We start from the raw sequence: 19,683 nt of genomic DNA, 5'->3' as shown, positions 1-19,683 counted from the left end.
CCGGCAAAAGCCGAGCCCAACTTCTACGCCGCTATGGACGCTGAACCCATGGCCGCGTAACTCACGAAAATCCGCCACCGGAAAAACCCGGAGGGGTTCAGGGTGTGGGCTCAGGCGTAAACCGCAGGCTCCCGCCCGGCCCGCGCGATCAGCCGCAGCCCCGCCGCCCGCGCCTGCTCCACCGCCAGCGCGGTCGGCGCCGAGGGCGCGATCAGGCAAGCGGCACCGGCCATCACGGCCTTCTGCACCAGATCCACGGACACGCGCGAGGTCATCACCACCGCACCCGCGCCGAGATCCGCCCCCGCCCGCACCAGCGCGCCCACCAGCTTGTCGAGCGCATTGTGCCGCCCGACATCCTCGCGCACGGCGATGAGCCCCTGCGCCTCGGTCCAGAACCCCGCCGCATGCGTGGCCCGGCAAGCATCCTTCAGCACCTGCCCCGCGCGCAGGTCGTCGAGGGCCCGCGGGGGGGGGGCCGGCGGGCCCCCCCCGGGCCCCCCCCCCCCCCCCCGCCGCGCCCGCGGGCGCCCGCGTCAGCGGGCGCAAAGCCTGCTCCAGGCTGTCGATGCCGCACAGCCCGCAGCCCACCGGCCCCGCCATCAGCCGCCGCCGCTCCCGGAACCGCGCCCCGGCCGGCGCCGCAAGCCAACCGCGCACCTCATGGCCCTTCGGCTGGCGCAGCACGTCGCAATCGCCCAGCTCCCCGGGGCCGGAGATCAGCCCCTCGGTCAGCGCGAAGCCCAGGTGAAAATCCTCCAGATCGCCCGGCGTCGCCATCATCACCGCTTGCGTTACGCCGTCATACACCAGCGCCACCGGCACCTCTTCGGGCAGGATCTCGGTTCCGCCCCCGGGTAGGGTGACGGCAATCGCTCCGGGCGGCAGGGACATGGCGGGCTCCTTCTGTGGCGCCGGGACCTTGGCGCCGTTTGCCGGCAAAGTCGAGCCACCCTTGCCCGCGCCCGCGCCGCCGCCTACATCGGAGACATGGATTTCCGCAGCCTCCTCCCCGCCCCGTTCCTGCGTCGCCCCGCGCGCGTCGCGCTCCTCCGCCTGCAGGGCACGATCGGGGCCGGCCGGCCGGGCGCCGCGGCCCTGTCGGATGCGGGGCTCGCGCCGGTGATCGAGCGCGCCTTCGCCAAGGGCAAGCCAAGCGCCGTCGCCCTCCTGATAAACTCGCCCGGCGGCTCGCCCGTCCAGTCCGCGCTCATCGCCGCCCGGATCCGGCGGCTCGCGGACGAAAAAAAGATCCCCGTCCATGCCTTCGTGGAGGATGTGGCGGCCTCGGGCGGCTACTGGCTCGCCTGCGCCGCCGATGACATCCGCGCCGATGCGACCTCGGTCGTGGGCTCGATCGGGGTGATTTCCGCAGGTTTCGGCCTCGATGGCTTCATCACCCGCCACGGGATCGAGCGGCGCGTGCATACCGCAGGCGGCTCGAAGAGCTTCCTCGACCCGTTCCGCCCGGAAAAGCCCGAGGATGTCGCGCGGCTGACCCGGCTCCTCGAAGACATGCATGTCACCTTCAAGGCCTGGGTGACGGAGCGGCGCGGCCCGCGCCTGAGCCGCGACGACCTTTTCACCGGCGACATCTGGACCGGGCGGCAGGCGCTGGAAACCGGGTTGATCGACGGGCTCGGCCATGCCGTGCCCACGCTGAAGGAAATTTACGGCGCGAAGGTCCGGCTCGTGCCGCATGGCCCGCGCCGCAGCCTGCTGCGCCGGTTCGGGGCCGAAACCCTCGGCGCCGCGCTCGAGACCGTGGAGGAGCGCGCCCTCTGGGCCCGCTACGGTCTCTGATGCTGATCAAGATCATGATCCTGTTCCTGGCGGCGATGGCCGGGCTCGCCATGCTGGCGCGGTTCTGGTTCCCGCAGGCGCGGCGCCGCATGGGGCTGCGCTGCACCGCCTGCGGGCGGCCACGGATCGGCCCCGGCCCCTGCCCCTGCGGCCGACAGAACAAGCCCTAAGGAGGAGACATGCCCCGCGCATTGGTGACCGGAGCCGCAAAACGCCTGGGCCGGGAGATGGCCCTGAACCTGGCCGCGCGCGGCCATGACGTGGCGGTGCATTGCCACGGCTCGGCGCAGGAGGCCGAGGAAACGGCCGCAGAGATCCGCGCGCTCGGGCGGCAGGCTGCGGTCCTGCAGGGGGACCTGCTCGACGAAGCGGAAACGACAGCGCTGGTCGGGCGCGCGGCGGAGGCGCTCGGCGGGCCGCTCGACGTCTTGGTGAACAACGCCTCGATCTTTGAGTACGACAACATCCACACCGCCAGCCGCAGCAGCTGGGACCGGCACATGGGCTCGAACCTGCGTGCGCCCTTCGTGCTGATCCAGGAATTCGCCCGCCAGGCGCCGAAGGCAGAGCGCGGCAGCGGCCAGCCGCGCGCCCGTGCGCTGGTGGTGAACATGGTCGATCAGCGGGTGCTGAAACCGACACCGGAATTCATGACCTACAGCCTCGCGAAGGCCGCGCTCTGGTCGCTGACCCGGACGGCGGCGCAGGCGCTGGCCCCGGATATCCGGGTCAATGCGATCGGCCCCGGGCCCACGCTGCAAGGCACGCGCCAGACCGAAAGCCACTTCACCCGGCAGCGCGCAGCGACAATTCTGGAGCGCGGCGCCGACCCGCAGGAGATCTGCGCGGCGCTTAACTATTTGCTCGATGCCGTGTCGGTAACAGGACAGCTCCTGTGCGTGGATGGCGGCCAGCATCTGGGCTGGAAAACCCCCGATGTTCTGGGCCCGGAGTGAGCCGCGGACCGTCCACGAGGCGGAGACGCGACAAGTTGTCCACCTGCCTTGGGGCCGTTGCAAAACCTTTACGATTCTTCCAATGGATTCAGGGGTTTGTTGCGGATATAAAAATTTATATCTAAAAAACAACAGCTTAGAAAAACGCCCAAAAATTGGGCCGGGTAACGAAACCGCCAGAATCCAAGGGAAAATCCGCTCTCCCCAAAACTTGCCAACAGAGTTATCCACAGAAACGGTGGACTCCTTTGGCCTTGAACTCACCGCAGCAAGATTGCAGCGCCGCCGGCAGAATCAGAAGATTAACAATGTGTGAATCCGACAGCCCCCCGACACCAGATGATACCGCGCCGAAGCGGCTGCGGGGGCATGCGCTGATCGCGGATTACGTCAGCCGGCTGGACAGCTCGCCCGGGGTCTACCGGATGCTGAACGACAAGCAGGAGGTCCTTTATGTCGGCAAGGCGCGCAACCTGAAGGCGCGGGTGTCGAACTATGCGCGCGGCACCGGCCATTCGGCGCGGATCGCGCGGATGATCCATGAAACCGCCTATATGATGTTCCTGACCACGCGCACGGAGACCGAGGCGCTGCTGCTGGAGCAGAACCTGATCAAGCAGCTGAAGCCGCGCTACAACGTGTTGCTGCGCGATGACAAGAGCTTCCCCTATATCCTGATCGACAAGACCCACCCCTTCCCGGAGATCCGCAAGCATCGCGGCGCGCGCACGGTGAAGGGCGCCTATTTCGGCCCCTTCGCCAGCGCCTCCGCGGTGAACCGGACGCTCAATCATCTGGAGCGTGTGTTCCAGCTGCGCAATTGTTCGGACGCGATGTTCGCGAGCCGCACCCGGCCCTGCCTGCAATATCAGATCAAGCGCTGCTCGGCGCCCTGCGTGGGCAAGATCGGCGAGGAGGAGTACCGGCGCACCGTGGACGATGCCGAGCGCTTCCTGCAGGGCAAGACCACAGCGATCCAGAAGGAGCTGGCCGAGGAGATGATGGCCGCCGCAGGCGAGATGGAATTCGAGCGCGCCGCCGCCCTGCGCGACCGGATCCAAGCGTTGACGACGGTGCAACAATCCCAGGGGATCAACCCGCGCGGCGTGGCCGAGGCGGATGTGATCGCGGTGCATATGGAGGGCGGGCAGGCCTGTGTGCAGGTGTTCTTCATCCGCGCACATCAGAGCTGGGGCAACCACGATTTCTACCCGCGCACCGGATCGGGCGCGGAGGAGGCGGAGATCCTGGAGGCCTTCCTCGGACAGTTCTATGACACGAAGGAGCCGCCGCGGCTGATCCTGCTCAGCCATGAGATCGAGGACCTCGATCTGATGCAGGAGGCGCTGGCGGGCAAGGCCGGGCACCGGGTGGAGATCGCGGTGCCGCAGCGCGGCGAGAAGGCCGAGCTGGTGGAGAATGCGCTGCGCAACGCGCGCGAGAGCCTCGGGCGGCGGATGTCGGAATCGGCGGCCACGGCGCGGCTGCTGAAGGGGGTGGCGGAGGCTTTCGGCCTCGCGGCGCCGCCCGCGCGGATCGAGGTCTATGACAACTCGCATATCCAGGGCAGCAATGCCGTGGGCGGGATGATCGTCGCGGGGCCCGATGGCTTCCTGAAGAGCCAGTACCGCAAATGGAACATCCGCGGCGACGAGCTGACCCCGGGCGACGATTTCGGGATGATGAAGGAGGTGCTGACCCGCCGCTTCGCCCGCCTGCTGAAGGAGGACCCGGAGCGCAGGGGCGACACCTGGCCCGAGCTTTTGCTGATCGACGGCGGCGCCGGGCAGGTCTCGGCGGTACAGGAGATCATGGAGCGGATGGGCGTGACCGATATCCCGATGGTCGGCGTGGCCAAGGGGATCGACCGCGATCAGGGCAAAGAGGAATTCCACCGCACCGGCCAGCGGCCCTTCGCGCTGCCGCGCCAGGACCCGGTGCTGTATTACATCCAGCGCCTGCGCGACGAAGCGCACCGCTGGGCCATCGGCGCGCACCGGGCGAAACGGGCGAAATCGCAGATGGCCAACCCGCTGGACGAGATCCCGGGCATCGGCGCCACCCGCAAGCGCGCACTGCTGAGCCATTTCGGATCGGCCAAGGCCGTGAGCCGCGCCGGGATCACAGACCTGATGGAGGCGCCCGGGATTTCGGCCGCGATGGCGGAGACGATCTGGAACTACTTCAACGAGAAGGGATGAGGCGCTCCAGCACGGCACGCAGGCGCGGCTCGGCGCCATAGGCCACGGCCGCGGTGAGCGCGCAGCTCGCGAGCACGATCGCGGCGCCGAGCCAGGGGTCGCGCCAGGCGCTGCCGCCTTCGGCGCGCAGGCCATAGCTGCTGAACAGCACCATCACCGGCCAGTGCAGGAGGTAGAGCGGATAGGAGAGCACCCCGAGCGGCCGGCACAGCGCCTGCGGCGCGGGCAGGCGCAGCGCGGCCAGCACGCCCGCGGGCATGATCAGCGCGATCCAGAGGAAGCGCAGCAGGTCGCTCTCGGGCAGGGCCGGGAACAGCATCGCCAGCACCACCGCGCCCCAGCCCGGATGCGGCAGATGCGCCTCGAGCCGCCAGATGAGCACGCCGAGCCCGAAGCCGAACCAGAACCGCGCAGCCCCCCCGGCGAGGCGCGCGTAATTCACCCCGAGCTCCACCGTGCCCGCGGCGCGGCTGCCCAGCACATAGCCGAGGAGCGCAAGCCCGACCGTGGCCGCGAGCCAGCGCGTGGGCAGGCGCGGCACCAGCAGCGCAAAGGCCAGATTGCCCCAGATTTCGAAGAACAGCGACCAGGCGGGCGGGTTCAACGGAAACGGCCCGTCCGCGCCGCGCACCAGCGCCTCGGGCAGCATGGCGGCCTGCGAGACGAGCGCCGAAAGCGCATAGCCCGCCCCCATCCGCTTCTCGGGCAGCACCAGCATCACCGCGACCCCCAGGAGGCCCCCGATCGCATAGACCGGATAGAGCCTGATCACCCGCCTGCGGAAGAAGGCCGCAACGCCCATACCAGCGCGCAGGCGCTCCTCATAGGTCATGGCGATGACGAGGCCGCTCATCACGAAGAACAGATCCACGGCGAGATAGCCGTTCGCCACCGGCAGCGCATCGCCGAAGAAGTGCCGCAGGTGATAGAGCACGACGACGAAGGCCGCGTAGCCGCGCAGCCCGTCGAGCAGGGCGATATGTCTGGGCCCGGTGAATCGCATGGCCGGACTATGCCGCCAGCGCCGGGCGATTGACAGCCCGCCGCGGCAGGAGGATAGGACGGGCATGACCGATATGCGCCGCCATGCCCTGACCTCCCCCGCCGACCTGCGCGCCGCAGGGCTGGCGCCGGATGCGCCCGGCGTGCTGGAGGCCGTGGCGGAGGAATTCCGGATCCGCATCACGCCCGCGATGCAGGGCGCGATCGAGGCCCCGGCGGACCCGGTGGCCGCGCAATTCGTGCCCACGGCGGCGGAGCTGCTGACACGCCCCGAGGAAATGCCGGACCCGATCGGGGACGACGCGCATTCGCCCGCGCCCGGGCTGACCCACCGCTACCCGGACCGGGTGATCTTGCATGTCACCAAGACCTGCGACGTCTACTGCCGGTTCTGCTTCCGCCGCGAGACGGTGGGCGAGACCGGCCCCCTAGCCGAGCCCGCGCTGGCCGAGGCGCTGGCCTATGTGGCGCGCACCCCGGCGATCCGCGAGGTGATCCTGACCGGGGGCGACCCGATGACGCTCTCGCCGCGGCGCCTGGCCGATGTATTGGCGCGACTTGCGGCGATACCCCATGTGAGCACGGTGCGCCTGCATACACGGGTGCCGGTGGTGGCGCCCGAGCGGATCACCGCGGCGCTGGTGGCGCTGCTGGCCGGGCAGCGGATGGCGGTCTGGGTGGTGCTGCACACGAACCATGCGCAGGAGATGACCCCGGCCGCGCAGGGCGCCATCGCGCGGCTGGTGGATGCCGGGATCCCGATGCTGTCGCAATCGGTGCTGCTGCGCGGGATCAACGACAGCCATGCGGCGCTGCTGGCGCTGTTCCGCGCGCTGCAGGACAACCGGGTGAAGCCCTATTACCTGCATCATTGCGACCTGGCGCGGGGCACATCGCATTTCCGCACCAGCATCGCGGCGGGCCGGGCGCTCATGCGGGGGCTGCGCGGCCATCTGTCGGGCGCGGCGGTGCCGACCTATGTGCTCGATATCCCCGGCGGCCATGGCAAGGTGCCGGTGACGGCCGACCATTTCACCCCCGGCACCGCGCCGGGAACCTGGCGGGTGACGGACTGGCAGGGCCGTGTTCACGACTACGCCGACCCCCTTCCCCTTCCGCCGGGCCACGGCTAGGGTGCGCGCATGAAATGGACGCTGCCGAATACGCTGACGGTGCTTCGCCTGCTCGCCGCTCCCGGCGTGGCGGTGATGTTTCTGTATTTCCACCGCCCCTGGGCGGATTGGCTGGCGCTGGCGCTGTTCATCGTGGCGGCGATCACCGATTATTTCGACGGCTATCTCGCGCGGCTGTGGAAGCAGGAATCCAAATTCGGCGCGATGCTCGACCCGATTGCCGACAAGGCGATGGTGGTGATCGCGATCATGGTGCTGACCGGATATTCCGGGATGAACCCATGGCTGATCCTGCCGGCGACGGTGATCCTGTTCCGCGAGGTGTTCGTCTCGGGCCTGCGTGAATACCTTGGCGCGGAGGCGAAGCTGCTGAAGGTGACGAAGCTCGCCAAGTGGAAGACCACGGCGCAGATGGTGGCGATCGCGGTCCTGTTCCTCGGCACCGGGCTCGACTATCTGGAGAAGGGCCGCGCCCCGCGTGCGGGAGAGGGCGACCTGCCCACCGGCGCGACGCTCGCCGATACGGCCAACCATGTCGGGCTGGCGCTGATCTGGGTGGCGGCCTTCCTGACCGCAGTGACCGGGTGGGACTATTTCCGCAAGGCGCTGCCGTTCCTGCGCGATCACGACCGTGGTTGAGGTGGTGTATTTCGCCTGGGTGCGCGAGCGCATCGGCCTCCCGCGCGAGCGGGTGGAGACCCGCGCGGCGACGGTCTCCGAGCTGGTCGCGGAGCTGATCGGGCGCGAGGAGCGCTATGCAGCGGCCTTTGCAGACCTCTCGGCGCTGCGGGTGGCGCTGGATCAGGAGCTTTCGGATTTCGCGGCGCCGCTGGCCGGGGTGCGCGAGGTCGCATTTTTCCCGCCGATGACGGGTGGCTAGGATGCGCATCGCCGTTCAGCCGGAGCCCTTCGACCAGGCAGAGGCGCTGCGCGGGTTCGGGGGCACGGCAGGGGCGATCGTGACCTTCACCGGCGTCGTGCGCGACGATACCGGCCGGATGCAGGCGCTGGAGCTGGAGCATTATCCGGGCATGACCGAGCGCGCGATCACCGCGATTGCCGGGAAAGCGCAGGCGCGCTGGTCGCTGAGCGACGTTCTGGTGATTCACCGGTATGGGCGGCTGGCGGTCGGAGAGCAGATCATGATGGTCGCCACGGCGGCGCGGCATCGGCGGGAAGCTTTCGAGGCGGCCGAGTTCCTGATGGATTTTCTGAAATCGCGGGCGCCATTCTGGAAAAAGGAAATCGGGCCCGATGGGCAGAGTTGGGTCGCAGCCAAAGACAGTGACGAGGATGCGCTGAGACGCTGGTGAAGCTCCCGGCCTGAGCCCGCAATTTGGGAGTATGAGCCTGCCGGATCGGCTGCCGCGCAGCGCCTCGGATTCCCAGAACATGTCCGATGGACCTGCCGCGCGTTGCTCCAGGATGCCCGGCCTGCGCCGCATGCCTCCGCCCCCCCCCGCACACCGATTTCCGCGATACGGAGTGAGCCGGCCACTGACAGCTTTGCCAATGAGCCGAGCCCCTGTAGTGATCCCGAGCGGCTGCGTGGATCTTCGACGCAGGACCGCGCGAACGTGTAGGCCGTCGCCGAGCTCATTGCAGGGCTGAACCATTCCGAAGCTTCGCGGACAGAGACCCGGGTTCACCCCGGCGCGTGTCTACATGTAACTTCGAACAAGAGCGCTGGAAATCAGCGTCCAGCCATTGGCCACGACGAAGAAAGCCAGCTTGAACGGCAGGGCCACCGCTGCAGGTGGAACCATCATCATCCCCATCGACATCAGAATCGCCGAGACCACGAGGTCGATGATCAGAAACGGCAAGAAGACGAGGAAGCCGATCTCGAACGCCCGGGCGACTTCGGAGAGCATGAAACTCGGCACCAGCAGCGAGAGCGGCGCCGAGGCAAGCTGACCGTCCACCGTAGCATTCGGGCGCAGAGCGGCCATCTGTTCGAACGTGCCCGGATCGATCCGGCCTGCCATAAAGACCCGAAACGGCTCCACACCGCGCGTGAACGCGGTCTGCAGATCCATCTGGCCATCGACGAAGGGCCGGATCCCATCGTTCCAGCTCTGCATCATGGTCGGCTCCATGATAAACCAGGTCAGGAACAGCGAGAGGCTGATGATCAGCATGTTCGGAGGGGCGGCCTGCAGGCCCAATCCCTGACGCAGAATCGACAGAACGGTCACGATGAAGGGGAAGCAGGTCACCATGATCGCCAGCCCCGGCGCGAGGCTGAGCAGCGTGATGGAGGCGAGAAGCAGCATCGACCGCCCGGCGAGGCTTTGATCCGCGCCGAGGTCGAGCGACAGCTGCTGTGCCGCGGCAGGCCCTGCCGCAAGCAGGAGAGCGAGAGGTATTAACGTTACCAGCGCGCCGAGACGCATATTTCAAAGACCGTTCTGCAGATCGACCACTTCGGTGAGACGCACCGCCAAGGTGCCATTCGAATCGTCGCCGGTTTCGGTCAGCTCGCCGCGGGCGATCAGTTTGTCGCCGACGTAAAGCTCCACCGGATCTTCGACGCGACGATCCAGTGCGAGAACGGAATCGCGCTTCAGGCGCAGCAGGTCTCGCACCAGTGGCCGCGCCTTGCCGACGGAGATCGTGATCTCGATCGGAACGAGCGAGAACGGGTTCTGGGCCTGGCTTTCTGCCGGGGTCGCGTCATCCATGGGAGGTCTCCTCTGGGTTGGCACTGAAATAGCTGTCGATAGCGGAGCTGATCTTTGCGATCACCTCATCCAGATCGATCCGGGTCTCGCCGTCGGAGAACTTCAGGTAAGCCTGACCTTCCGTGAGATCCGGATCGGCATTGAAATTCAGCGGCAGGCCGGCACGATCGGACATCAGATCGTTAATCGCCGGAATGCAGCTCGGATTGGCCGTAACGGTCAGGGGGATGTCCGTCATTCCGCGGGCAATCTCCTGCGCCTGATCCGCGACGATCTGAGGCAGGGCAGCGCGGGCGGCCACCGGCAGAACCTTTGCCATCATCGCCTCAACCAGCGGATGGAGCGATTCGAGCAGATGATGCCGGGCCTCGTGATAGGTGAAAGACATCTGCTGCACCGATTGGCCGACCGCACTACGCAGCCGCGCATCCTCCGCTTCGCGGGTGGTGGCGCAATCCTCCCATCCGGCCGAGTACCCCTGCTCGAACGCCGCGAGCCGGGCTTCCTCGGCTTCCTCGATCGTCATGACGACGCGGGCGGCCTGTTCGGCTTCGGTTTCGAAGGATTCGAGGTGCAAACGGGAGCTTGTCACGCGCGACCCTCACTGTTTTCCATCCAGTTCCGCAGGACCTCGACCGATTCCCCCTGACGCTGCTCGATCAAACGCTTCAGGCGCGCCACCGGATCGCTGCTCAGATCGTCCAACGCTCCGTCTGCTTCGCCAGGCATCTGGATGTCATAGGCGGCAACCTTCGGCATATTGGTGGGCTCGGCCGCACTGTCGTCCGCGCCGAGCGGGAGCGGCGCGGAACCATCGCCCAGCAACGGCGCGCCGGGTTCAGCACCAGCTTGCTGGCGTTGCGACAGCAACGGCCGCATCACGAACAAGCCAAGGATGAGCGCGACGATCACAAGCGCGGCCAGCTGCGCAAGCTTCATCACGTCGAGCGGCTGGCCACCCAGAAGACTGGCACTGGCCTCGGTACCGGCCTGCGATGCAGTGGGTTGAAAAGCCATAGACCGAATGGTGACCACGTCACCGCGTTCCTGATCGAAGCCAACCGCCGACGCGACCAGCTCTTTCAGCGAATCGAGTTCATCTTGCGAGCGCGGCACAACGGTCGTCTGCCCGCTCGCGTCGGTACCGTCGACCCCGTCCACCAGGACCGCAACCGTGATGCGCTTGATATCTCCGGGATTTCTTACCAGCTCACGTGTCGTCTCCGACACTTCGTAATTTGTCCGCTCCCGTGTTTCAGTGGCCTGGCTCTTCGACTGGCCATTGTTGTTGGCGGCATTGCCGTCAGGCAGATTGGAGGCCACGGTGACACCGCCACCCTTGGTCGAGTCCGAGCTTTTCGACGATTCTGTCGTGTCCGTGGAGATCGCCACCCGGTTTTGCGGATCGAACCGACGCTCGGTGATCGCTTCCCGTTCAGAAACCGTCTGCACGGACACCTCGACGACCGCATTTCCGTAACCGACGCGGGCCTCCAGAAGGCGTTCGACGTTCTTGCGCAGCTCCGCGGCGCGGTCATCCCCAGCCTGATTCGGCGTCGCACTGCCCGTCGAGACCAGCCCGGCGACACTGTCGATGACGGAGACATCCTCCGGCTTCATTCCCGCGACAGCCGAAGCGACCAGAAACTGAAGCGCCTTGGCCTGGACCTGCGAGAGCGTTCCGGAATTCATCGTTACCGTCACAGAAGCAGTCGGGTGCGAATTTGCACGGAACGACGCGCCATTATCCGCGGCAATATGCACCCGCGCGGAGCGAATCGCCGAGTTGGACAGGATGGTGCGGGCGAGTTCGCCTTCCTTCGCGCGCCAGTAGGCGGCATCGAACATTTGCGATGTCGTCCCGAATCCCGACAGAGAATCGAGCAGCTCGTAGCCATTGCCACCGGATTTCGGCAGGCCTTCCGAGGCAAGCATCATCCGCAGCTGATCGCGCTGTGTGGCATCCACATAAAGCGAATCACCGCGAACTTCGTATGCCACCGCGCGCTGATCCAGAGCCGTGATGATTTCGCCCGCCTGCGACGGGTCCAGCCCGGCATAGAGCAACGCCAGATTCGAGCGCGATGCCATGCTGGACAAGGCCAGAATCGCTGCGAATACCAAGAACGTCGCACCCGCCACGATGATGCGACGACGTGTATCGAGTGCCCCCCACGAGGCGAGGATCTGTTGCAAGACGCACCTCCAGCCTTAGGACTTCTGCCCTGTCTGCGAGGACGATGATTCCTTTTTCCGCTTAACAATCGGTTAGTCGAATTGGGCCTATAGCTTTTTCCATCGAAGAACTCGGTGACGCTCATGGCTCAGATGGACGCGGCGCTCGAAGCGCCGAAGAAGAAATCCCTGCTCCCCCTCCTGATCGGGCTCGTATTGATGCTCGCGCTCGGAGGTGGCGCATTCTACGCGGTATATTCCGGGCTTCTGCTCGGCGCGCACGCACAGAAACCTGCGGCGAAGGCGGAATCGTCCGCGCCGGAGGTGCATTTCGTCGCGCTGGATCCGATGGTGATCTCGCTCGGCGATTCGGGCCTGCGGCATCTGCGGTTCTCCGCGCAGCTCGAAGTCGATCCGGCGCATCTGCCGGAAGTCGATCTGCTGAAGCCGCGGGTCATGGACGTCCTCAACGGCTATTTGCGTGCCGTGAGCATCGAAGACCTGGAGAACCCTTCCGCGCTGATCCGCCTGCGGGCGCAGATGCTGCGGCGGATCCAGATTGTCACCGGGGAAGGCCGCGTGCGCGACCTTCTGATTATCGAATTCGTTTTGAACTGAGGATTCGCCATGCAGATCATCGCCGACATCCTGATGGGAATGGCAACGCTCGGGGCGGCCATCTACTGCTTCGTGCTGGCGCGCCGGCTGAAGCGTTTCAATCAGCTCGAAAGTGGCATGGGCGGTGCGATCGCCGTATTGTCGGCCCAGGTTGACGACATGACGAAAGCGCTCAACCGCGCTCAGGCCACCGCTGCGGGCTCTGCACAACAACTCGGCACCGTGACCGAGCGTGCCGAGCAGGCTGCACAACGCCTGGAAATCATGCTTGCCTCGCTGCATGACCTGTCCGAAGAGGAGACCGAAGCCCGGCGCCACCGGACAGTGCGCCGCCGCACGCGATCGACCGACCTGGAGGCTGCCGAATGACGCAGCCGGCGGCCAAATCGAAGAGACAGACGCGGCGCCGACGCGCGCGGGGCAGCCTCGTGCTCATCGCCAGCCTGTTCATCGTCTCGGCAACGATTCGCTTCGGAGAAGGGGTTGGGCTGGCCTTCGCCGCCGCAGGCAAGGATGCGCCCGAGGCGAAAACCTGTGTTCCGGACGAGGATGGGATGGCACTTCTGCGTGCCGTCCAGGAACGGGAACGAAAGGTGACCGAACGCGAAGGCGCGCTGGCGGACCGCCGTCAGTCGCTGGATATCGTGGAAAAACGCGTTCAGGATCGGCTGGCGGCTCTTGTGGCGGCGGAGAAGGAGCTCGCCAATACGGTGACCTTCGCAGACAAGGCCGCCGAGCAGGATGTTCAACGCCTCGTCACCGTTTACGAGGCCATGAAGCCGAAGGAAGCAGCGCCGCTCTTTGAGGCCATGTCGCCCGATTTCGCCGCCGGATTCCTCGGCCGGATGCGCCCCGAATCGGCCGCCGCCATCATGGCCAGTCTCAATCCCGATTTCGCCTACTCGATCAGCGCAATCGTGGCGGGCAGAAACGCCCGCGCTCCCACCAACTGATCCCGCAGAAGCGGGTCCTGCAGCAGAAGTTACCGGAGATCAGAATGATTGGTATCGTTGGCATCGTGGTCATCTTCGTGATGGTCTTCGGCGGCTATGTCGCCGCGGGCGGCCATCTTGAAATCATCATGCACTCCCTTCCGTTCGAGTTGATGATGATCGGTGGGGCGGCGGTGGGGGCCTTCGTCCTCTCGAATGACATCCCCGCCATCAAGCATACGCTCAGGGACTTCGGGAAGGTGTTCAAGGGGCCGAAATGGAAGCCCGCCGACTATCGCGACCTGCTGTGCCTGCTGTTCGAGATCATCCGCCTGATGCGGCAGAACCCGGTGGCGATCGAAGAGCACATCGAAGATCCCGAGAGCTCTTCGATCTTCGGCAAATACCCCAAAATTCTGAAGGATCATGACGCGGTCGACATGATCTGCGACACGTTGCGCTCGGCTTCCATGAACTACGACGACCCCCATCAGGTCGAGGAGGTCCTCGACAAGCAGATCGACGCGAATTACCAGCATGCGCTTCACCCCAGCCATGCGATGCAATCTGTCGCAGACGCGATGCCCGCGCTCGGGATCGTCGCCGCCGTTCTGGGCGTGGTGAAAACAATGGGCGCGATCGACCAGCCCCCGGAAGTCCTGGGTAAAATGATCGGTGGCGCGCTGGTGGGCACGTTTCTCGGGGTGTTTCTGGCCTATGGGTTCATCGGCCCCTTCGCCATGCGGATGAAATTCGCTGTCGACGAAGACAACCATTTCTACAAACTGATCCGCGAGGTTCTGGTGTCGAACCTGTACAATCATGCGACGAACATCTGCATCGAGGTCGGCCGCCAGAACATGCCTCACCACATCCGTCCGAGCTTCAACGATCTCGAAGAGGCGCTGAAGGGTGTCCGGTCGGAGGCGGCATGATCGCGCGCGGGCTTCTCGGGGGCATTTTCATCGCCCTGTCGGCGAGCGGCGCTCTGGCGCAGCAGCTCACAGTCCGCTCCGGCGAGCATGGGGCATTTTCGCGTCTGGTCATACCCTATCCGCAGGGCACTGCCTGGGAAGTCAGCCAGACCGAAAAGGGTATCCGGCTCACGCCGACCGGCTCAGGTTATGCATATGATCTGAGAGAAATCTTCCGCTTCATTCCGAAGACGCGAATTTCTTCTGTCCGAGCCGAGGTCGGGCGCGCAGGCCTTTTGATCGAATCCTCGGTGCCGGTCCACACGAAGGCGTTTCAACTGGCGAATGGCGCGGTCGTACTCGATGTGATCGACGGCCCCCCGGAGACCCTGTCCGCGGAACCGCCCCCCATGGCGGAGACTTTCGCAGGTGCTCCGGCTATGCCCCATCTCGACGTTTTCTGGAAAGGTAAGGCGCCAAGGACCGAAGGGGCTCCGGCCGGCCCCCCAAACAATCCGCTCGCCCTCGCCGTGCCCTCGGGCCGGGTCTCCGAAGCGGAGCAGGAATTGTTGGCCAATCTGAGCCGCGCCACCGCCCAGGGGATATTTCGCGTCGATATGATGCATAACCCCCTCAAGGGTAAAGCGGCCGAAGCCCAGCCTGAAGCGCCCGCTCCCACTGCGGCGGAGAGCGAGGATGACGGACTTGCGATTCTGTCGCAAACGGTCATTGACCGCGACCTGATTACGAGCAGCGAGGAAACGCGCCTGCTGATTACCGGGCGGCGCTGCTTCCCCGATCAGGCCTTCGACCTTCAGGCCTGGATAAACGATCAGCCGCCGAGCCAGCAAATTGCAGCGGCCCGCGCAGACCTTGTCGGCGAGTTCGATCGCCCCGACAGCAAAGCCGCGCTGAAGCTTGCCAGGATCTACCTCGCACTCGGCTTCGGAGCCGAAAGCAAGGATGTGCTGCGCTCGTTTTCAATGACCTCGCGCACTGCGCAGGCCTATTCCTTCATGGCCGACATCATGGAAGAGACCCAGCCGCCCCAGGATTCGCCGATCATCGGCATGGTCGGCTGCAACACGAAAGCGGCAATGTGGGCCCTGCTGGGCAGTCCGACGCTGCCCCAGCAGGATCAGGTGGATCTGAACGCCGTGCAGGCCGCATTTTCCGCGCTCCCCCCCGGCATCCGGACTTTGCTCGGACCGGATCTGGCGGATCGTCTCCTTGCGATCGGCGCGCGCGATACTGCGCAGGCCGTGCGTAGCGCGCTCGGCCGGATCCCGGGCGAGAAAGGCATTTCCCTGGCGCTGGTGGAGGCACGCCTCGACATGTCGAACGGAGATCACGTCGCCGCGGAGCGCAAACTGGAGCCTATCGCGAATTCCAGCGAGGCCGCTTCTGCCAGAGCGCTCTCGATGGCGATCGATGCCCGTCTGGAGCGGGGTCGTGCGGTCGATCGGGAGAGCATCGAAAATGCCGCTGCACTGGCGAAAATCCTCGGGGATTCACCCGATGGGTTGCTGTTGCGGCGCGCAACGGCGCTTGGGGAGGGCTCCAGCGGAGCATTCGATCCTGCCTTTGCGGCGCTCGACGCTTGGCCGTCGGCGGCGCCGAAAGATCTGCAAATCAAGGCACGTCGTGAGCTCTACGCCCAGCTGGCCAAAGTTCCGGACGAGCAGATCTTCCTGTCGCAGATCCTTCGGCGTCAGGAAGATGCATTGGCGGCCGGGCTGCCCGAAAGCTTGCAAATCGACTTCTCGACCCGGCTCGCGGATGCAGGTTTTGCCCGTGAAGCCAAGGCGATCATCGATGACATGACGAAAGCGACGCCCGGAGGGCGGCTCGCCCTCGCCCGCGCGTCCCTCGCCGAGCCGGACCCGGCCGCTGCGATTTCGCATCTGGAAGGTCTCGACGGCGAAAGAGCAAACCAGATGCGTGCGGAAGCACTGTCGCGCTTGGGAGAGCATGCTGTAGCGGCGCAGATCTATGCCGGCGACGGCGATACGAAACAGGCGGGAGCAGAGGCCTGGCGCGCAGGCGATTGGGCACTCGTCTCCGAATACGGCAGTGGCATGCAGAAGCAGGCCACTTCCACGCTGATCTCCGCGCCGATTGCCGGTCAAGGCGACGCGCCCGTGCGCGGCCTTCTGACGCGCTCCAACCGGCTGCTGGAAGAGAGCCAGAAAGAACGCCAGCTCATCGATCAACTCCTGGCTCAATAGCACGCGGCGACCGCACCGATCCAAGCCGTCTTTGTTCTGCTCCCGCGGCCGCGAAGCATCGCACAGGCCATCCGGCGTTGCCGGTTGGCCTGTCGCTCAATCCTGGCACCGGCTCTTCCCCGCCACAGGACAGCTCCGCCGCATCGTCGTGCAGGCAGCCCGTGCGAAACGCGTTTTTAGGCAATCGTGGCCGCAGGCACGGTAACCCAGCCCGAAATGCCCGGCAGAAAAATCACAAAATCGTCGCTTTAAAGATTGAATGCGACCTTTGCGCGCGATACGACCCGCTTCGGAGGACGGAAAAGCCCAGGGAGGATCCAGGCTTCGCCCGCAAACGGGAGCAGGATGTCGTTGACCGGATCGCGTCACGACAGGTACCACACCCACGCGCATCCCGTTTCACCTGTGCCGCGAGGCCAGGACCCCAAGGCCGCGCGCACAACATTCGGGACCGAACGACAGGGATCAGCTCGATGAACAAGACCCCCATTCTCCTTCCGCGCCGTAGTCTGCTGCGTAGCCTGGCCGCAGGCGGCGCACTCCTGACAGCGCCCGGGATTTTCGGCCGCGCCCGCGCACAGGCCGGCGACGCGATCCGACTCGGCGCGCCCTTTCACCGGACCGGCATCGGCGCCTCCTATGGCCGCTGGTATGAACGCACTGCGACGGCCGCGCTGAAGATCATCAACGATCAGGGCGGCATCAATGGCCTGCCGGTCGAGATGATCGCAGAAGACGATGGCACCGACCCGAAGCGCGGTGTCGAGGTGATCGAGAAATTCGCGGCCGAGTACAAGGTCGATGCCGTCTTCGGCCATCTGTTCTCCCATGTCGCCGCCGCCAGCGCGCCGCGCGCGGGCGAGCTCAAGATGCCCTATTTCCTGTGCTCCGAAGGCCATGCCCTGGCCGCGGGCAAGTTCAACCGCTACTGCTTCCAACCATCGATCACCGATGTGAAAAGCCAGATCGCCGCGATGGGGCTGTGGATCTCGAACACGCTCGGCAAGAAGGTCGCGCTGATCTATCCGGATTATGCCTTCGGCTACGACCACCGTGACAACATGCGCGCCGCAGTCGAGGCCCAGGGCGGCAAGATCGTCGCCGACATCGCGATCCCGCCAACGGAGAAATCCTTCACCCGCTACCTGCCGCGGATCCCGCTCGACACGGAGGTGATCTATCACGTCATGGTCGGCCCCTCGGTCCTGACCTTCGTGAAGGAACTCGGCGAGCACCTCGGCGCCCAGCGTCCGGAAATCTTCGGCTTCGTGGACAGCCTGGAGGGGGTACAGCTGGATCAGCCGCAGCTCTCCTTCCTGGAAGGGACCTATTTCTGGGAAGGCATGCCGCGCTATGCGCAGAAGGATCAGACCGCGTTCGACAAGTTCTACCGCGCAGCGGTCGGCGTTGATGACACCGGCGCCGCGCTGAGCGACCCGAAAGACGTCTCCACCTATTCGCACATGTTCTCGGTCTGGGAGACTCTGTTCGCGATCAAGAAGGCGATGGAGCTTTCCGGCTACAAGGGACCGGCGCAGAAGGTCGCCATGCTCGAAGCGATGGAATCCATCACCGGCTTCGCGGAATCGAACGAATTCCCGCAGGGCGACAAGGTCTTCAACGGGAAAACCCACCAGTCCTTCGGCCACCAATATGTGTCGAAGGTCAGCGGCGGGCGGCTCGAGGTCATCCACCGCACCACGATCGAGGAATCCTTCTACCCCGACGAGGTGGATTACACAAAAATGTCCTTCTGAGCAGGGGCCTCACCGGGCCGGGGCAGCGCGCCCCGGCCCATTCCAGGAAGTTCGGCCCCGGCCGGGGTCAGGATACCGGCATATGGATATCGCCCCCTATCTGCTGCTCGCCACGCTCGAAGGGCTGGTGCAGGCCTCGGTGCTGATGCTGACCGCGCTCGGGCTGTCGCTCGTGTTCGGGGTCATGCGGGTGGTCAATGTCGCGCATGGCGAATTCTACATGCTGGGCGCGGTCGGCGGCTGGCTCTGCGGGGCGCTGATCCCCGGCCATCCCGCGCTCTCCTTCGCCGTGGCGCTGATCGCCGCGCCGCTTCTCGTCGGGGCACTGGCCGCCACCGCGGACTGGGCGGTCCTGAAGCGCATTCACTATAACCCGGAGGCCACCATCGTCTCCACCATCGGCATCTCCTACATCATCCAGCAGCTCACCCTGATGAGCTTCGGCCCCGATGCGCGCGCGGTCGATCCCCCGTTCTACACCACCCTCCGTTTCCCCTGGTTCGGCTATTCCAGCTACAAGTTCTTCGTCATCGCTGCGGCCCTCGCGCTGGTCGGCGCGCTCTGGCTGGCGATGAAGCGCTCCCGGTTCGGCCTGATGATGCGCGCCACGCAATACGACCGCGAAACCGCGCTGAACTTCGGCATTCCGGTGAACCGGGTCTATTCGGCGGTTTTTGCGGTGGGGGCGATGCTCGCGGCGGTGGCCGGGGTCCTCGTCGTGCCAAACCAGCAGGCGCATTACCTGATGGGGCACGACCCGCTCCTGATGTCTTTCATCGTGGTGATCGTGGGCGGGCTCGGCTCGATCCCCGGCACGATCGCCGCCGCGGTCCTGATCGGCCTGTCGGACGGGCTGATCTCCGTCTTCTTCTCGCCCACCCTGGCGAAGATCGTCTCCACGCTGTTCGTGGCGCTGGTGCTGGTGTTCCGTCCGCAGGGCCTGTTCGGAAAGGCCGGGCGCGAATGAGCCTTCGCAACCGCAAGCTCCTCGCACTGTGCCTGCTCGTCCTCGCCGGGCTGTTCGGGCTGCAGTTCGTGCTCTCCGAATACATGGTCCTCGCCCTGACGCGGATCCTCATCCTCGCGATCTTCGCAATGGGCTACAACCTGCTGATGGGCTACGCGGGCCTGCTCAGCCTCGGGCATGCGCTGTTCTTTGCCGCGGGCCTCTATGCCTCGGGGCTCGCCTGCGTCTATGGCGATGTGCCGCTGCCGCTCGCCTTCGGCCTCGGCATTCTCGGCGGCGGCGCGGTTGCGCTGCTCATCTGGCTGCTCGCGCT

The 19,683-nt window shown here is 65.7% G+C and carries 22 protein-coding genes and 1 pseudogene; 16 read left to right on the top strand and 7 right to left on the bottom strand.

The window, feature by feature from the left end; translation table 11 throughout:
• Positions 1-110: 110 nt before the first annotated feature.
• The gene (locus tag ACOMG5_RS15965) at positions 111-437 is read right to left on the bottom strand and encodes a formate dehydrogenase accessory sulfurtransferase FdhD (protein ID WP_420344785.1); all 327 of its coding nucleotides are present in this window, start codon (positions 435-437) and stop codon (positions 111-113) included.
• Positions 438-594: 157 nt separating this feature from the next.
• Positions 595-780: pseudogene (locus tag ACOMG5_RS15960) on the bottom strand (sulfurtransferase FdhD); the annotation flags it as partial.
• A gap of 210 nt (positions 781-990) precedes the next feature.
• On the opposite strand from ACOMG5_RS15960, the gene ACOMG5_RS15955 reads away from it, so the two are divergent.
• The 4 genes from ACOMG5_RS15955 to uvrC all read left to right on the top strand — a co-directional run bounded on the left by ACOMG5_RS15955 (position 991) and on the right by uvrC (position 4,960).
• Complete coding sequence (locus ACOMG5_RS15955) at positions 991-1,803, top strand: S49 family peptidase (protein ID WP_420344784.1); 813 nt, start codon at positions 991-993, stop codon at positions 1,801-1,803.
• Positions 1,803-1,973, top strand: coding sequence for a hypothetical protein (locus ACOMG5_RS15950; RefSeq protein WP_420344783.1), 171 nt, complete (start codon positions 1,803-1,805; stop codon positions 1,971-1,973). The genes ACOMG5_RS15955 and ACOMG5_RS15950 overlap by 1 nt, the downstream gene beginning before the upstream one ends.
• Positions 1,974-1,982: 9 nt before the next feature.
• Positions 1,983-2,759: an SDR family oxidoreductase gene (locus ACOMG5_RS15945; protein ID WP_420344782.1), complete on the top strand. Its 777-nt coding sequence runs from the start codon at positions 1,983-1,985 to the stop codon at positions 2,757-2,759.
• Positions 2,760-3,067: 308 nt separating this feature from the next.
• Positions 3,068-4,960 carry an excinuclease ABC subunit UvrC gene (gene uvrC / locus ACOMG5_RS15940; RefSeq protein WP_420344781.1) on the top strand — a complete coding sequence of 631 codons (1,893 nt, stop codon included), beginning with the start codon at positions 3,068-3,070 and terminating at the stop codon, positions 4,958-4,960.
• Here the strand turns inward: uvrC and ACOMG5_RS15935 are convergent.
• Positions 4,944-5,963, bottom strand: coding sequence for an acyltransferase family protein (locus ACOMG5_RS15935; protein WP_420344780.1), 1,020 nt, complete (start codon positions 5,961-5,963; stop codon positions 4,944-4,946). The genes uvrC and ACOMG5_RS15935 overlap by 17 nt on opposite strands.
• Before the next feature lie 73 nt (positions 5,964-6,036).
• Between ACOMG5_RS15935 and ACOMG5_RS15930 the strand changes: the two genes are divergently transcribed.
• From ACOMG5_RS15930 to ACOMG5_RS15915, 4 genes are read left to right on the top strand one after another with little or no spacing between them, the layout of a single operon-like run.
• Entirely contained in the window at positions 6,037-7,095 is a 1,059-nt protein-coding gene (locus ACOMG5_RS15930) for a lysine-2,3-aminomutase-like protein (protein ID WP_420344786.1), read from the top strand.
• A 9-nt stretch (positions 7,096-7,104) separates the two neighbouring features.
• Complete coding sequence (gene pgsA, locus ACOMG5_RS15925; protein WP_420344779.1) at positions 7,105-7,734, top strand: CDP-diacylglycerol--glycerol-3-phosphate 3-phosphatidyltransferase; 630 nt, start codon at positions 7,105-7,107, stop codon at positions 7,732-7,734.
• Positions 7,727-7,975 carry a molybdopterin converting factor subunit 1 gene (gene moaD / locus ACOMG5_RS15920; protein WP_420344778.1) on the top strand — a complete coding sequence of 83 codons (249 nt, stop codon included), beginning with the start codon at positions 7,727-7,729 and terminating at the stop codon, positions 7,973-7,975. The genes pgsA and moaD overlap by 8 nt, the downstream gene beginning before the upstream one ends.
• Before the next feature lies 1 nt (position 7,976).
• The gene (locus ACOMG5_RS15915; RefSeq protein ID WP_420344777.1) at positions 7,977-8,408 is read left to right on the top strand and encodes a molybdenum cofactor biosynthesis protein MoaE; all 432 of its coding nucleotides are present in this window, start codon (positions 7,977-7,979) and stop codon (positions 8,406-8,408) included.
• 348 nt (positions 8,409-8,756) lie between these two features.
• Here ACOMG5_RS15915 and fliP read toward each other — a convergent pair whose 3' ends face one another.
• From fliP to fliF, 4 genes are all read right to left on the bottom strand, one after another.
• Complete coding sequence (gene fliP, locus ACOMG5_RS15910; RefSeq protein ID WP_420344776.1) at positions 8,757-9,491, bottom strand: flagellar type III secretion system pore protein FliP; 735 nt, start codon at positions 9,489-9,491, stop codon at positions 8,757-8,759.
• A 3-nt stretch (positions 9,492-9,494) separates the two neighbouring features.
• Positions 9,495-9,779: a FliM/FliN family flagellar motor switch protein gene (locus tag ACOMG5_RS15905; protein WP_420344775.1), complete on the bottom strand. Its 285-nt coding sequence runs from the start codon at positions 9,777-9,779 to the stop codon at positions 9,495-9,497.
• Positions 9,772-10,305 (bottom strand): flagellar biosynthesis protein, encoded by a 534-nt coding sequence (locus tag ACOMG5_RS15900; RefSeq protein ID WP_420344774.1) that lies wholly within the window; start codon positions 10,303-10,305, stop codon positions 9,772-9,774. The genes ACOMG5_RS15905 and ACOMG5_RS15900 overlap by 8 nt, the downstream gene beginning before the upstream one ends.
• A 62-nt stretch (positions 10,306-10,367) precedes the next feature.
• Positions 10,368-11,975, bottom strand: a complete 1,608-nt coding sequence (fliF, locus tag ACOMG5_RS15895; RefSeq protein ID WP_420344773.1) for a flagellar basal-body MS-ring/collar protein FliF — start codon at positions 11,973-11,975, stop codon at positions 10,368-10,370.
• A 123-nt stretch (positions 11,976-12,098) separates the two neighbouring features.
• Here fliF and ACOMG5_RS15890 point away from each other — a divergent pair, with 123 nt between their 5' ends.
• From ACOMG5_RS15890 to ACOMG5_RS15855, 8 genes are all read left to right on the top strand, one after another.
• A complete protein-coding gene (locus ACOMG5_RS15890) occupies positions 12,099-12,572 on the top strand; it encodes a flagellar basal body-associated FliL family protein (protein WP_420344772.1) in 474 nt (157 codons plus the stop codon).
• A 9-nt stretch (positions 12,573-12,581) separates the two neighbouring features.
• Positions 12,582-12,941: a hypothetical protein gene (locus tag ACOMG5_RS15885; protein ID WP_420344771.1), complete on the top strand. Its 360-nt coding sequence runs from the start codon at positions 12,582-12,584 to the stop codon at positions 12,939-12,941.
• Positions 12,938-13,525 carry a MotE family protein gene (locus ACOMG5_RS15880; RefSeq protein ID WP_420344770.1) on the top strand — a complete coding sequence of 196 codons (588 nt, stop codon included), beginning with the start codon at positions 12,938-12,940 and terminating at the stop codon, positions 13,523-13,525. The genes ACOMG5_RS15885 and ACOMG5_RS15880 overlap by 4 nt, the downstream gene beginning before the upstream one ends.
• Before the next feature lie 44 nt (positions 13,526-13,569).
• Positions 13,570-14,439: a flagellar motor stator protein MotA gene (motA, locus tag ACOMG5_RS15875; protein WP_420344769.1), complete on the top strand. Its 870-nt coding sequence runs from the start codon at positions 13,570-13,572 to the stop codon at positions 14,437-14,439.
• Entirely contained in the window at positions 14,436-16,646 is a 2,211-nt protein-coding gene (locus ACOMG5_RS15870; RefSeq protein WP_420344768.1) for a hypothetical protein, read from the top strand. Before motA ends, ACOMG5_RS15870 begins: the two co-directional genes overlap by 4 nt.
• Before the next feature lie 473 nt (positions 16,647-17,119).
• Entirely contained in the window at positions 17,120-18,403 is a 1,284-nt protein-coding gene (locus ACOMG5_RS15865; RefSeq protein WP_420344767.1) for an ABC transporter substrate-binding protein, read from the top strand.
• Between the two features lie 82 nt (positions 18,404-18,485).
• Positions 18,486-19,370 (top strand): branched-chain amino acid ABC transporter permease, encoded by an 885-nt coding sequence (locus tag ACOMG5_RS15860; protein WP_420344766.1) that lies wholly within the window; start codon positions 18,486-18,488, stop codon positions 19,368-19,370.
• Positions 19,367-19,683, top strand: a 317-nt coding sequence (locus tag ACOMG5_RS15855) for an ABC transporter permease subunit (RefSeq protein WP_420344765.1), incomplete at its 3' end; no start/stop codon positions are given. The genes ACOMG5_RS15860 and ACOMG5_RS15855, both read left to right, overlap by 4 nt.

The sequence above is a fragment of the Paenirhodobacter sp. genome (genome assembly GCF_041916475.1).
Classification (GTDB): domain Bacteria; phylum Pseudomonadota; class Alphaproteobacteria; order Rhodobacterales; family Rhodobacteraceae; genus Rhodobacter.
This window is presented reverse-complemented; position numbering and strand designations above follow the sequence as displayed.